The sequence below is a fragment of the Streptococcus mitis SK1080 genome, from assembly GCF_000220085.1.
Lineage (GTDB): Bacteria > Bacillota > Bacilli > Lactobacillales > Streptococcaceae > Streptococcus > Streptococcus mitis_K.
Window position 1 is genome coordinate 14,023 of the sequence record NZ_AFQV01000013.1, and the last position, 13,687, is coordinate 27,709.

General features: G+C 37.4%; 12 protein-coding genes. 7 read left to right on the top strand and 5 right to left on the bottom strand.

The features are described 5' to 3' along the window. The first annotated feature begins 181 nt into the window (after positions 1-181). Genes glgB through HMPREF9957_RS05465 form a run of 6 tightly spaced genes read left to right on the top strand, consistent with a single transcriptional unit; the run spans position 182 to position 7,629 of the window. The gene (gene glgB, locus HMPREF9957_RS05440) at positions 182-2,110 is read left to right on the top strand and encodes a 1,4-alpha-glucan branching protein GlgB (protein WP_000361116.1); all 1,929 of its coding nucleotides are present in this window, start codon (positions 182-184) and stop codon (positions 2,108-2,110) included. After that, positions 2,100-3,242, top strand: a complete 1,143-nt coding sequence (locus tag HMPREF9957_RS05445) for a glucose-1-phosphate adenylyltransferase (RefSeq protein ID WP_000787253.1) — start codon at positions 2,100-2,102, stop codon at positions 3,240-3,242. The genes glgB and HMPREF9957_RS05445 overlap by 11 nt, the downstream gene beginning before the upstream one ends. Continuing rightward, positions 3,232-4,371, top strand: a complete 1,140-nt coding sequence (gene glgD / locus HMPREF9957_RS05450; RefSeq protein WP_000687031.1) for a glucose-1-phosphate adenylyltransferase subunit GlgD — start codon at positions 3,232-3,234, stop codon at positions 4,369-4,371. The genes HMPREF9957_RS05445 and glgD overlap by 11 nt, the downstream gene beginning before the upstream one ends. Further along, the gene (glgA, locus tag HMPREF9957_RS05455) at positions 4,368-5,801 is read left to right on the top strand and encodes a glycogen synthase GlgA (RefSeq protein WP_000697306.1); all 1,434 of its coding nucleotides are present in this window, start codon (positions 4,368-4,370) and stop codon (positions 5,799-5,801) included. Before glgD ends, glgA begins: the two co-directional genes overlap by 4 nt. Before the next feature lie 58 nt (positions 5,802-5,859). Then, a complete protein-coding gene (serB, locus tag HMPREF9957_RS05460) occupies positions 5,860-6,504 on the top strand; it encodes a phosphoserine phosphatase SerB (RefSeq protein ID WP_000084486.1) in 645 nt (214 codons plus the stop codon). A gap of 9 nt (positions 6,505-6,513) precedes the next feature. After that, complete coding sequence (locus HMPREF9957_RS05465) at positions 6,514-7,629, top strand: glycerate kinase (protein ID WP_000706390.1); 1,116 nt, start codon at positions 6,514-6,516, stop codon at positions 7,627-7,629. Here the strand turns inward: HMPREF9957_RS05465 and HMPREF9957_RS05470 are convergent. Continuing rightward, on the bottom strand, positions 7,626-8,072 hold the full coding sequence (locus HMPREF9957_RS05470; RefSeq protein ID WP_000131071.1) for a DUF1694 domain-containing protein: 447 nt from the start codon (positions 8,070-8,072) through the stop codon (positions 7,626-7,628). The two genes, HMPREF9957_RS05465 and HMPREF9957_RS05470, sit on opposite strands and share 4 nt — an antisense overlap. A 163-nt stretch (positions 8,073-8,235) precedes the next feature. Here HMPREF9957_RS05470 and eno point away from each other — a divergent pair, with 163 nt between their 5' ends. Continuing rightward, a complete protein-coding gene (eno, locus tag HMPREF9957_RS05475; RefSeq protein WP_000022812.1) occupies positions 8,236-9,540 on the top strand; it encodes a surface-displayed alpha-enolase in 1,305 nt (434 codons plus the stop codon). A gap of 76 nt (positions 9,541-9,616) precedes the next feature. Here eno and HMPREF9957_RS05480 read toward each other — a convergent pair whose 3' ends face one another. From HMPREF9957_RS05480 to HMPREF9957_RS05490, 4 genes are all read right to left on the bottom strand, one after another. After that, complete coding sequence (locus HMPREF9957_RS05480; RefSeq protein ID WP_001237093.1) at positions 9,617-10,435, bottom strand: tyrosine-type recombinase/integrase; 819 nt, start codon at positions 10,433-10,435, stop codon at positions 9,617-9,619. A gap of 90 nt (positions 10,436-10,525) precedes the next feature. Next, complete coding sequence (locus HMPREF9957_RS13510) at positions 10,526-10,762, bottom strand: hypothetical protein (RefSeq protein ID WP_000266850.1); 237 nt, start codon at positions 10,760-10,762, stop codon at positions 10,526-10,528. A gap of 119 nt (positions 10,763-10,881) precedes the next feature. Continuing rightward, positions 10,882-11,736 (bottom strand): DNA adenine methylase, encoded by an 855-nt coding sequence (locus tag HMPREF9957_RS05485; RefSeq protein ID WP_000790385.1) that lies wholly within the window; start codon positions 11,734-11,736, stop codon positions 10,882-10,884. 35 nt (positions 11,737-11,771) lie between these two features. Then, positions 11,772-13,505, bottom strand: a complete 1,734-nt coding sequence (locus HMPREF9957_RS05490) for an AAA family ATPase (protein WP_000262543.1) — start codon at positions 13,503-13,505, stop codon at positions 11,772-11,774. Between the last annotated feature and the right edge of the window lie 182 nt (positions 13,506-13,687).

Below are 13,687 nucleotides of genomic sequence, written 5' to 3' on the forward strand. Positions count from 1 at the left end.
GAGAAAAGAAAGGCGTTTTCACATTTTTTTGAAAAAACATTGATTTACAAGTGGACACATCAGTGAATTTGTTGAAGATTTTCAAAAGAATTTTTACTAAATATAGTAATTCACTTGAATCTTCTCTAAAAAGGTAGTATAATAAAAACATAGAAAACGCTTACAGAAAAGAGGGGGTATTATGGATAAAAGAGAAGCTTTGCGCACCTTTATGACAGGAGAGAATTTTCACCTTCAGCATTATCTAGGAGCACATAGGGAAGAGCTAAATGGAGAGTATGGTTATACTTTCCGTGTTTGGGCACCTAATGCTCAGGCTGTTCACTTGGTTGGTGATTTTACCAACTGGATTGAGGGTCAGATTCCAATGGTAAGAAATGACTTTGGGGTCTGGGAAGTCTTTACCAATATGGCTCAAGAAGGGCATATTTACAAATATCATGTCACACGTCAAAATGGTCATCAACTGATGAAGATTGACCCTTTTGCTGTCAGATATGAGGCGCGTCCAGGAACAGGGGCAATCGTAACAGAGCTTCCTGAGAAGAAATGGAGGGATGGACTTTGGCTGGCACGAAGAAAACGTTGGGGCTTTGCTGAACGTCCGGTCAATATCTATGAAGTTCACGCTGGGTCATGGAAAAGAAATCCTGATGGTAGTCCTTATAGTTTTGCCCAGCTCAAGGATGAACTCATTCCTTATCTCGTTGAAATGAACTATACTCATATTGAGTTTATGCCCTTGATGTCCCACCCTTTGGGCTTGAGTTGGGGGTATCAGCTTATGGGTTACTTCGCTTTAGAGCATGCCTATGGCCGACCAGAGGAGTTTCAAGATTTTGTCGAGGAGTGTCATATCCATAATATTGGGGTTATCGTAGACTGGGTACCTGGTCACTTTACCATCAATGATGATGCCTTAGCCTATTATGACGGGACACCGACTTTTGAGTACCAAGACCATAATAAGGCTCATAACTATGGTTGGGGCGCTCTCAATTTTGACCTTGGAAAAAATGAAGTCCAGTCCTTCTTGATTTCTTGTATTAAGCATTGGATCGATGTCTATCATTTGGATGGTATTCGTGTGGATGCAGTTAGCAACATGCTCTATTTGGACTATGATGATGCTCCATGGACACCTAATAAAGATGGGGGAAATCTCAACTATGAAGGTTATTATTTCCTTCAACGCTTGAATGACATTATTAAGTTAGAATATCCAGATGTGATGATGATTGCAGAAGAAAGTTCGTCTGCAACCAAGATTACGGGAATGAAAGAGCTTGGTGGTCTAGGATTTGACTACAAATGGAATATGGGCTGGATGAATGATATCCTCCGTTTCTACGAAGAAGATCCGATTTATCGTAAATATGACTTTAATTTGGTGACTTTCAGCTTTATGTATGTTTTCAATGAAAACTATCTCTTGCCATTCTCGCACGATGAAGTGGTTCATGGCAAGAAGAGTATGATGCATAAGATGTGGGGAGATCGTTACAATCAATTCGCAGGCTTGCGCAATCTCTATACGTACCAAATTTGTCACCCTGGTAAGAAATTGCTCTTCATGGGTAGCGAATATGGTCAATTCCTAGAATGGAAATCTGAAGAACAGTTGGAATGGTCTAACCTAGAAGACCCAATGAATGCTAAGATGAAGTATTTCACTTCTCAGCTAAACCAGTTTTACAAAGACAACCGCTGTCTGTGGGAAATTGATACCAGCTATGATGGTATTGAAATCATTGATGCGGATAATCGAGACCAGAGTGTTCTTTCCTTTATTCGTAAGGGTAAAAAGGGAGAAATGCTAGTCTGCGTCTTTAATATGGCACCTGTTGAACGAAGAGATTTTACAATCGGACTACCCGTTGCAGGAATTTACGAAGAAGTCTGGAATACTGAGTTAGAAGAGTGGGGAGGCGTTTGGAAAGAACATAATCAAACTGTTCAAACGCAAGAAGGACTATGGAAAGATTATGAGCAGACCTTAACCTTTACCCTACCAGCTATGGGAGCTAGTGTCTGGAAAATCAAACGCCGCTTGAAATCTGCAAAAACCGTCACAAGTAAAAACCAAAAAGGAGTAGAAAATGAAGAATGAAATGTTAGCTTTGATTCTTGCTGGTGGGCAAGGAACTCGTCTCGGTAAACTCACTCAAAGCATCGCAAAACCAGCTGTGCAATTTGGTGGGCGCTACCGTATCATTGACTTTGCTCTTTCAAACTGTGCCAACTCAGGGATTCACAATGTTGGAGTCATTACACAGTACCAACCTCTTGCTCTCAATAACCATATTGGGAATGGTTCAAGCTGGGGACTAGACGGTATCAATTCTGGTGTCTCTATTCTTCAACCTTATTCTGCAAGTGAAGGAAATCGTTGGTTTGAGGGGACTAGCCACGCTATTTACCAAAATATTGATTATATCGACAGTGTCAACCCTGAGTATGTTTTGATTCTATCTGGGGACCATATCTACAAAATGGATTATGATGATATGCTCCAGTCTCACAAGGATAATAATGCTAGTTTGACAGTCGCAGTTCTTGATGTTCCTCTAAAGGAAGCTAGCCGTTTTGGTATCATGAATACCGATGCCAATAACCGCATTGTTGAATTTGAAGAAAAGCCAGCACAACCAAAATCTACAAAAGCTTCTATGGGAATCTACATTTTTGATTGGCAACGTCTCCGCAATATGCTTGTTGCTGCTGAAAAGAGCAATGTCGATATGTCAGACTTTGGTAAAAATGTCATTCCAAATTACCTTGAGTCAGGTGAAAGTGTTTATGCTTACGAATTTAGCGGTTACTGGAAAGATGTTGGTACGATTGAGTCACTTTGGGAAGCGAACATGGAGTATATTTCTCCAGAAAATGCCTTGGATAGTCGTAACCGTCAATGGAAGATTTACTCAAGAAACTTGATTTCACCACCAAACTTCCTCGGGGCAAATGCTGATGTGGAAGACTCATTAGTTGTAGACGGATGTTTCGTTGATGGAACTGTTAAACATTCTATCCTTTCAACAGGCGCGCAAGTTCGCGAAGGAGCGGAAGTTGTTGATTCAGTTATCATGAGTGGAGCTATCATTGGTCAAGGAGCTAAGATTAAACGTGCCATTATTGGTGAAGGTGCGATTATTTCTGACGGTGTCGAAATTGATGGAACAGATGAAGTACAAGTTGTAGGATATAATGAAGTAGTGGGGGTAGCAACAGATGAAGATTGATAAATATTCTGCCATTTTAGGAAATACAGTTGGTTTTCATGATATGTCGACATTGACGGACCACCGTCCAGTAGCAAGTTTGCCATTTGGTGGGAAATATCGTTTGATTGACTTCCCGCTTTCTAGTCTTGCTAATGCAGGTGTTCGTAGTGTCTTTGGTATTTTCCAGCAGGATAATATCAGCTCAGTCTTTGACCATATTCGTTCAGGACGCGAGTGGGGCTTATCAACCCTTCTTAGCCATTACTATCTAGGAATTTACAATACCCGTGTAGAAAGTAGCACAGTTGGAAAAGAATACTACCAACAGCTTCTTACTTATTTGAAACGTTCTGGCTCAAACCAAACGGTTGCCCTCAACTGCGATGTCTTGATTAACATTGATTTGAACCAAGTTTTCCACCTTCATAACACAACGAAGGGGCCTATTACAGTTGTTTATAAGAAACTTCCTAAGAAAGATATTTCAGAAGTGAACGCAATCTTGGAAGTAGATGAAACAGACCATGTTCTTTCTCATAAACTCTTTGATAGCAAGTCAGCAGCTGAAACGTTCAATATGTCTACAGATATCTTTGTCGTTGATACACCTTGGTTGATTGAACGCTTGGAAGAAGAAACTAAAAAAGAACATCCAGAGAAGTTGCGTTATGTTTTACGGGATTTGGCTGCAAAAGAGGGAGCTTTCGCCTACGAGTATACAGGCTACCTTGCAAATATTCATTCTGTAGAATCTTATTACCAAGCTAATAAAGATATGCTTGAATCACAGAAATTCTATTCTCTCTTCTCACCAAATCAAAAGATTTATACAAAGGTCAAAAACGAAGAACCAACTTATTATGCTAATACATCTAAGGTAAGCACTTCTCAGTTTGCGTCTGGTAGTATCATTGAAGGTCAAGTGGCTAATTCTGTTCTATCACGTAATATTCATGTTTACAAGGATAGCTTGGTTAAAGATAGCCTGCTCTTCCCTCGTGTTGTCATTGGAGAAGGAGCTCAGGTAGAATATGCTATCTTAGACAAGGGTGTTGAAGTTGAGCCTGGTGTTGTGATTCGAGGAACTGCAGAACATCCAGTTGTTGTTAAGAAAGGTAGCAAAGTAACAGAGGATATTCATTCATGAAAATTTTATTTGTAGCAGCAGAGGGTGCACCCTTTTCAAAAACAGGTGGTTTGGGAGACGTTATTGGCGCTCTTCCAAAATCACTGGTAAAAGCTGGGCACGAAGTTGCAGTGATTTTACCCTACTATGATATGGTAGAGGCTAAATTTGGAAATCAAATTGAAGATGTTCTTCATTTTGAGGTGAGTGTTGGTTGGCGCAGACAGTATTGTGGAATTAAGAAAACCGTCTTAAATGGTGTAACCTTCTACTTTATTGACAGCCAATATTATTTCTTCCGTGGTCATGTTTACGGTGATTTTGATGACGGAGAGCGCTTTGCCTTTTTCCAACTTGCTGCCATTGAGGCTATGGAAAGAATTGACTTTATCCCTGATCTTCTCCATGCTCATGACTACCATACAGCTATGATACCGTTCTTGTTAAAGGAAAAATACCGTTGGATTCAAGCCTATCAAGGAATAAAAACTGTTTTAACCATTCATAATTTGGAATTCCAAGGACAATTTTCAGAAGGAATGTTATGGGATTTGTTTGGAGTTGGTTTTGAACGTTATGCTGATGGTACCCTTCGCTGGAACAACTGTCTGAACTGGATGAAGGCTGGAATTCTTTACGCAGACCGTGTTTCAACCGTTTCACCTAGCTATGCTCATGAAATTATGACAAGTCAGTTCGGATGTAACTTGGATCAGATTCTTAGAATGGAATCTGGCAAGGTCTCTGGTATCGTGAATGGGATTGATGCTGATCTGTATAATCCTCAGACGGATGCTCTTTTAGACTATCATTTCAATCAGGAAGATTTGTCTGGAAAAGCCAAAAATAAGGCAAAATTGCAAGAAAGAGTTGGTTTACCCGTTAGGGCTGATGTTCCACTGGTGGGAATTGTTTCTCGTTTGACACGTCAAAAAGGTTTTGATGTGGTGGTGGAAAGTTTGCACCATATCTTGCAAAATGATGTTCAGATTGTTCTTTTGGGAACTGGCGATCCAGCCTTTGAAGGAGCTTTCTCATGGTTTGCTCAAATCTATCCAGACAAACTATCAGCAAATATCACTTTTGATGTCAAACTAGCTCAAGAAATATACGCTGCTTGCGACCTCTTCCTCATGCCGAGTCGTTTTGAGCCGTGTGGCTTGTCTCAAATGATGGCTATGCGTTATGGAACCTTGCCATTGGTCCATGAAGTTGGTGGCTTGCGAGATACCGTTCGCGCTTTCAATCCAATCGAAGGAAGCGGTACTGGTTTTAGCTTTGACAATCTATCTCCTTATTGGTTAAATTGGACTTTCCAAACAGCATTGGACTTGTATAGAAACCATCCTGATGTTTGGAGAAATCTACAAAAACAAGCTATGGAGTGTGATTTCTCATGGGATACAGCCTGCAAGTCATACCTTGACTTGTACCATAGTTTAGTTAATTAATAGATAAAATCGTATGATGACTTCATACGATTTTTAGGCTATTTAGAGAGGAGAAGATATGTCTCAAGTAAAAGGCTTGTGTGTGTTGGATGTGGATGGAACCTTAATCCTAGAAGAAGTGATTGATTTGTTGGGAAGAGAGGCAGGTTGTGAGGAGGAAATTTCGCAGCTTACAAGTCGGGCAATGCGAGGAGAGTTGGACTTTGAAAGCAGTTTACGAGAGAGAGTAGCTTTGTTAAAAGGCCTCCCTGATTCGGTCTTTGATAAAGTTTTCAACTCAATTCATCTATCGCTAAATGCACAGAAATTTATCTCTATTCTCCAAAAGAATGAAATCCTAGTTGGTCTAGTGTCCGGTGGATTTACTCCAATAGTTGAGAGGCTTGCAAAATCCCTTGGTATTGCCTATTTCTCTGCCAACCAACTTAAAGTCAAAGATGGTCTTTTAACCGGAAAATTGATTGGACAAATTATAAGTCCTGAGGTCAAAAAAGATACTCTAGAACAATGGAGAAAGGAACTGCAACTTCCTAGGGAAAGAACGATTGCAATCGGTGATGGGGCCAATGACCTATTAATGTTGAAGTCTGCGGGACTAGGAATCGCCTTTTGTGCCAAAGAAGTGCTAAAAAAAGAAATACAACATCATGTTGACAAGAGGGATTTTTTAGAAGTTCTTCCTTTGATTGACTATTTAGAATGAGGGGAAAATATGAAGATTGTAATTGCACCAGATTCATTTAAGGAAAGTTTGAGCTCTGAAGAGGTGGCTGAAGCTATAAAAAGAGGTTTCCAACAATCGCTTGCAGATGTAGACTATCTCCTCTGCCCTGTTGGTGATGGTGGCGAAGGTACAGTAGATTCCATTCGATATTCTCTTGACCTTGAAGAAAAATGGATCCAAGTGACAGGACCTTTTGGACAAAAAGAATCCATGCGCTATTTTCAAAAAAGTCAACTGGCACTATTTGAAGTAGCTGATTTGGTTGGCCTTGGAAAAATTCCGATAGAGAAACGAAATCCACTTCAAATCCAAACTTGTGGTATTGGAGAGTTGATTCGTCATCTCATTGCTCAAGGGATTAAAGATATCTATATTGGCGTTGGTGGCACGGCTAGTAATGATGGAGGACTGGGGATTGCAGCTGGTTTAGGTTATCAATTTTATGATAGGGATGGAAATATCTTGCCCGCTTGTGGTCAATCCTTATTGAACTTATCTTTTGTTTCAATAGAAAATCGCTATGAAATTCCTGAAGATGTGCAAATTCGTATTTTAGCAGATGTCGTGAGTCCCTTATGTGGTCATCAAGGTGCGACCTACATTTTTGGCAAACAAAAAGGCCTAGCTCCTACTATGTTTGCAGTTGTAGATCAGGCAATACAAGATTTTTATGAAAAAGTATCACCTGCAATATTGGAAATTAAAGGAGCGGGAGCTGGTGGAGGCATTGCTGGCGGTTTGTGTGCCTTTGCTCAGGCAAATATCGTGTCTGGAATTGATACCTGTTTAGATTTGATTGATTTTGATAAGAAAGTTTTAGCTGCTGATTTGGTTATTGTTGGAGAAGGAAAGCTAGATCGTCAAAGTTTAGCAGGTAAAGCACCTATAGGTGTTGCAAAAAGAACCCCGGTCGGAGTTCCTGTCATTGCTATTTGTGGTAGTCTTGCTGAAGATTTACCTTCCCTACCATTTGAAAATATTCAAGCTGCCTTTTCTATTTTAGAGAAAAGTAAACCTCTAGAAGATAGTTTGAAAAATGCCAGTCTCTATCTGGAGCGCACGGCTGCCAATATTGGGGGTTTATTAACTATGCGCAAGATTTAGCCGAACCATTTCTTCCAGAAGGATGTTTTGACTGGTTCTTCCTTTTTAACTTCCCAAAGTTTTGCAAAAGCAAGTCGAAGGTTCTTTTCTTCTACTTGAACGGGTGCATTGCTATGGATAATCAGACCGAAAGGAGAAGAAGTATGTTCCTCAGATACTATGGTGGCTTGACTATCAGTTTCTTTTGCTTCTTTCAAGTAGAAAACTTGCTTGTCAAATTCGATGTTTGGTGAAATCTTCACAAATAGTGGATCTGCTTTTTCCTGAAGTTTTTCTAAAATAGATAAAAAGCCTTTTTCTAACTGAGGGCTATTTGCTGTGTCAATATCTGCATATCCAAGAACTCTTTCCTCAAAAGTACCAAGATAGCGTCTTTGCTCATCCGGATTTAATTTTGCTCCACCATGAGCTTTTTCAAGTAATTGTTTTGATAAATCTGTCATGAAAACAGTATATCATAAAAGTTAGAATAAAACAGACAAAAGAAAGCGATTACTTTATAAAGTTAAGGAAAATTTGCACAAAGATAACGTTTTTTCTTGAAAAAGGAAGGGTTTTAAGGTATTATAGAGGTGTAAAAAATTTAACTCATAAGGAGAGTAAAAAATGTCAATTATTACTGATGTTTACGCTCGCGAAGTCCTAGACTCACGCGGTAACCCAACACTTGAAGTAGAAGTTTACACTGAATCAGGTGCTTTCGGACGTGGTATGGTTCCATCAGGAGCTTCTACTGGTGAACACGAAGCAGTTGAACTTCGCGACGGTGACAAATCTCGTTACGGTGGTCTTGGTACACAAAAAGCTGTTGACAACGTAAACAACATCATTGCTGAAGCTATCATCGGCTACGATGTACGTGATCAACAAGCTATCGACCGTGCTATGATCGCACTTGACGGTACTCCTAACAAAGGTAAATTGGGTGCTAACGCAATCCTTGGTGTGTCTATCGCTGTAGCTCGCGCTGCTGCTGACTACCTTGAAATCCCACTTTACAGCTACCTTGGTGGATTCAACACTAAAGTTCTTCCAACTCCAATGATGAACATCATCAACGGTGGTTCTCACTCTGACGCTCCAATCGCTTTCCAAGAGTTCATGATCTTGCCAGTTGGTGCGCCATCATTCAAAGAAGCTCTTCGTTACGGTGCTGAAATCTTCCACGCTCTTAAGAAAATCCTTAAATCTCGTGGTTTGGAAACTGCCGTAGGTGACGAAGGTGGATTCGCTCCTCGTTTTGAAGGAACTGAAGACGGAGTTGAAACTATCCTTACTGCGATCGAAGCTGCTGGATATGTTCCAGGTAAAGACGTATTTATCGGATTTGACTGTGCTTCATCAGAATTCTACGATAAAGAACGTAAAGTTTACGACTACACTAAATTTGAAGGTGAAGGCGCTGCTGTTCGTACATCTGCAGAACAAATCGACTACCTTGAAGAATTGGTTAACAAATATCCAATCATCACTATCGAAGATGGTATGGATGAAAACGACTGGGATGGTTGGAAAGCTCTTACTGAACGTCTTGGTAAGAAAGTACAACTTGTTGGTGACGACTTCTTCGTAACAAACACTGACTACCTTGCACGTGGTATTCAAGAAGGTGCTGCTAACTCAATCCTTATCAAAGTTAACCAAATCGGTACTCTTACTGAAACTTTTGAAGCTATCGAAATGGCTAAAGAAGCTGGTTACACTGCCGTTGTATCACACCGTTCAGGTGAAACTGAAGATTCAACAATCGCTGATATCGCAGTTGCAACTAACGCAGGACAAATCAAGACTGGTTCACTTTCACGTACAGACCGTATCGCTAAATACAACCAATTGCTTCGCATCGAAGACCAACTTGGTGAAGTAGCTGAATACCGTGGATTGAAATCATTCTACAACCTTAAGAAATAATCGTTGATTTAACAACGTTTCTAGCCCCTCGGATTTTATCCGAAGGGCTATTTTTGTATTTAGGGGGCAAAACTTTTTAAAAAATCTTTTTCATAACTTTATCCAGTACATTGATTGCTTCATCTTTCATGTTCTTTGTGACGTGGGTATAGATGGAATTAGTAACATCAGAATCAGAATGTCCAACCCTATCCATGATTGTTTTTAGCGGAATTTTATTTTCAGCTAAAATGCTAATAGTTGTATGTCTGAAGATGTGAGGGGACAGATGTTTGGGAATTGGTTTTTTAAGACGTTCGTTTGCTCGCTGGAGAGACTTGCTTAGAATTGAACTATGGATTGGCTTACCAGTGTTTGTGACGAATATACGAGTGCTCTTGTACCAATTTGGGTCAGTATTTTCACTGAGCTGGTTCAGTTCAACCATTTTGTCTAGTATCTCAATCTCTCTCTTTGTGAGGTGAGTTGTTCTGAAGCTGGCAAAAGTCTTAGTTCCATCATCATCTGGAATGTATCGGTTGAATGTTGTATGGATGTCTAATGTCTTGCTATCTTTATGATATTTGTCTAGTGTAAGACCAGCTAACTCTCCGACACGACAACCATTCAGAATCATGAACTCACATGCCAAAGCGTACCGTAATGTGATATCTTTTCGATAAAGTTCTTTTAAAATAGCCTTGTATTCTTTTGGTTCTAGATATTTATCCTTTGCATTTTTAATCTGCTCCAAGCTTTGTTTTTTTCGAGGTAGCTTTGCTTTTCTTGCTGGGTTGTTTTCGATAAATCCTTGATCAATAGCATAATCAAAGAATATGTTTAGAAATGATTTAACCCTATACTTCTGAGTATATGTCCATTCTTCCGTATCAATCAATCTTTGAATCAATCGCACATCTATATTTTCTAACTTTGTTCCTAACTCGATTTTTTCATTAATTCTATTGTAGGTTGCTAGAGTTGTTTTATAGGTGCTTAATTTTATTTATTTTTGATAAAATTCCCACCATTCGTCAAAGACTGGATGAAATAGAGCAGAAGCAGTAGTCAGCTTCTGAATCATGGATTCTATTTTCTCATCCAGTTGTTTTTGAGCTTCTTTTTTTGCCCTGCTTGAGCCAGAGTCAAGAGTGACAGACACCCTTTTTCGTTTCTCAGTATAAGGGTCTTTGTATCGCTCAAAAAATTTGTATTTTCCGTTGGGAAGTTCTTCCATCCACATTGTTTTTACCTCACCTTTTTGATAAAATGGGTATAGTAAAACAGGCTTTTTAATGCCTTTTACTATACTGGATATCCTCACACTCAAAATTTGGCGATGGAGAGTGTGGGGATTTTTATTTAAGCTTTTTTCAAAAATTGTGTTTCTATTGGAATAATTAATTGTTTCGAGTAAAAAATATATTCAATTCCTTTACTAGGTTTTGTCACAGAATAATTTAGATAATACTTTTCATTCCTAAGGTTGCTATACATTTTAAAAATTTCATCAGAAACATCATATGTAAGAATCCAATTTTTATTAGACATATATTTTTTTATGGATTTGGCTAAACTAAGATGATTTTCATGATTATAGAAGTTTGTATATAATCCAGGTCCTTTTTTATAATAAGGTGGATCAAAAAATGTAAAAGAATTTTTTGTTCTAGAAATATTTAAACGAATAAACTTTTCAGCATCCATATTATAAAGTTTAATACGTTTTTTTAGAGATGCAATCAATGTAATTTTCTCAATAATTTTTTCTCTATTGAATCGACAATCAAGTTTGTAATATCCGTCTTGTTTTAAACCACCAATTACACCTGCCTTTATAATACCTGAACGATTCGTACGATTGAGGAATAAAGTTGAAAAACCTAGAGAAAGCAAATCGTCACAATTATCTTTATTATTCTGGATATCTCTTTGAATTTTCCATTCTTCGATAGTGATAGGTGTGGTTTCAATTTTTTTAATCAGCTGTTCAGTATAATTTAATACGGAATACCAAAAAGCATAAATTGCTTTATCAAAATCATTTACCATGATTTTTTCTACGTCATTATTAAAAAGTAACTTCAAGGCAATTCCCATTCCGCCCATATAAGGCTCAATATAAGTTGTTGCATTGTTAGCTACAACGAGCTCTCTGACATAATCGTAAATTTGAGACTTTCCACCTGGATATCTTAAAGGGCTAATATTTTTCATAAATCATTCCTCCTTTCTATTTATAATACACTATCTTAAAAATTTTGGCCAGTTTTATAATCTAGGTATTTTATTATTTTTAGCCACAAAATCATATGCTTTTTAAATGATTTTTCAAATTCATTAACAGAATCTAGATTTTTATTTCTCCAATAAACTATTGGATTATTTTTCCCTTTCCAATTTGATTTTTCATCATTAAACCAAGCCTTCCAAACTTCTCTAGGTTTTGTATTTTGGTATGTACCGTTCTGGTTTTTATATTGTTCTTCGTATGTACCGTTTTTGATGGATTGTAGAACACGGTACTTGGGATTATTCATAAAAATAGGAAAATTGTAGTTGTCATTAGTCTGCTTCCAGAATTCAGAGTCTGGATTATTTAATATATCAAAAACAAATTCTTCTGGATTAGCCTTTGATCCATGATTAGGTAGGGTAATAAAATTTTTGTACTTACCATTGTCTATTTCTTGATCACCATCTAAACATATAATGGAGTTGTTTGTAAATTCAGGAACTTTATGTTTGTGAAGCGATTGATATTGAGTAGAAGAAATACTAACTCCTTTGATGGACTTGATTCTTTTTGAAACAGCTACATTATGACTACCTTTAAATCCTTTAATTAGATTTTTAAAAACAAAATATGCTTCAGAGTCTTCAAAATAAACTTTTACCTTATCCAATATTAGTTCTTGATTCACTAGAGCTAGCAATTCATTTTTAAAATTATATAAAAAGTCAAGCTCGGTTATTTTGATATCTGAACCAGTATTATTAAGAGATTTTGTTGTAAATATTTTAATATCGCGATTTACTCTTTGATTTTTGAGTTTTTCTGTTTCAAGATGTTCTAAAAGAGTAAGTGAATGAGTGGTTACGAATATTTGTATATTCCACGCTCGGGCTTTTTCTAAAAAGATATCGAGAAGTGTATTTTGTGCAGCAGGGTATAGTGTTGCATCAACTTCGTCAACTAATAAAATTCCACCTTTATAATCATCCGGATAATTATCTTTTAATTTTTTAAATGAATACAATGCAAGTAATAGTTGTCCAACAATATCTTCTCCAGAAGATATCATTTCTATTGTCCGTTCAAGATCGATATATGCTGCAGTTTGTTTTTTTGTATCAGTCTCAGTAGCAGTTAAATTATCCGGATATTGTTTAAGCAATATGGATTCATATAAAATATGAATATCATTCTTATCCTGTTCTGAAATCTCAAGACTAAAATTTTTGTTTTTAGTTTTGACTAATGGTGTTAATCGATCAAGGCCAAGATAAATAACAGGATGGATATAATTGGCGGATTCATTATTATCTCGTCTAGTTACAAAACGAGGTAATATTCTGTCTGTATGATTTGTGGTTTTTACTTTGAAAGATTCCTCATTATCTAAAATTACATTGATATGTTCCATTTCTCTGACATCTTTTTCAGACAGTTTAAAATGTTCGTTTGAAGAGGATTCAAACGGTTTTCCAAAATGAGTAAGAATGGAATTATACTCAGTTATAAGCCGTGAATCTAATTCAGGGTCTAATTTAGAAAATTTTATTTTATTAAGTTCTTGACACTCTGAAGAAACAAATTCGATGACATTATTATTGTATGAAAAGCCTTGAGCTATCATTCCAAGAATAGTGGATTTGCCAGTTCCGTTTTTTCCCGAAATTATATTAACGTATTTTGATGGTTGAAAAGACAACTCTTTTATTAACCTGAAATCTTTTATTTTAAGTTCTTTGATATAGACCATATTTACACTCCTACAATATTCTTAAAATCTTTCTAGATTATATCTTTACCTGTATTGGTATTCCGTTTTTTACATGCCAACTATTTCCAAAATGGAAATAGTTGGTTTTGTTTTTTTCTATCCACAACCTCACCTTCAAATCTGGAACTCATCATGTTCTTTTTTCTCGATGTCCCAATTTT

Coding starts and splice junctions, on each gene's coding strand:
- serB (WP_000084486.1), top strand. CDS start 5,860: ATGTCTCAAGTAAAAGGCTTGTGTGTGTTGGATGTGGATGGAACCTTA.
- HMPREF9957_RS05465 (WP_000706390.1), top strand. CDS start 6,514: ATGAAGATTGTAATTGCACCAGATTCATTTAAGGAAAGTTTGAGCTCT.
- eno (WP_000022812.1), top strand. CDS start 8,236: ATGTCAATTATTACTGATGTTTACGCTCGCGAAGTCCTAGACTCACGC.
- glgD (WP_000687031.1), top strand. CDS start 3,232: ATGAAGATTGATAAATATTCTGCCATTTTAGGAAATACAGTTGGTTTT.
- HMPREF9957_RS05490 (WP_000262543.1), bottom strand. CDS start 13,505: ATGGTCTATATCAAAGAACTTAAAATAAAAGATTTCAGGTTAATAAAA.
- HMPREF9957_RS05445 (WP_000787253.1), top strand. CDS start 2,100: ATGAAGAATGAAATGTTAGCTTTGATTCTTGCTGGTGGGCAAGGAACT.
- glgA (WP_000697306.1), top strand. CDS start 4,368: ATGAAAATTTTATTTGTAGCAGCAGAGGGTGCACCCTTTTCAAAAACA.
- HMPREF9957_RS13510 (WP_000266850.1), bottom strand. CDS start 10,762: ATGTGGATGGAAGAACTTCCCAACGGAAAATACAAATTTTTTGAGCGA.
- glgB (WP_000361116.1), top strand. CDS start 182: ATGGATAAAAGAGAAGCTTTGCGCACCTTTATGACAGGAGAGAATTTT.
- HMPREF9957_RS05485 (WP_000790385.1), bottom strand. CDS start 11,736: ATGAAAAATATTAGCCCTTTAAGATATCCAGGTGGAAAGTCTCAAATT.
- HMPREF9957_RS05470 (WP_000131071.1), bottom strand. CDS start 8,072: ATGACAGATTTATCAAAACAATTACTTGAAAAAGCTCATGGTGGAGCA.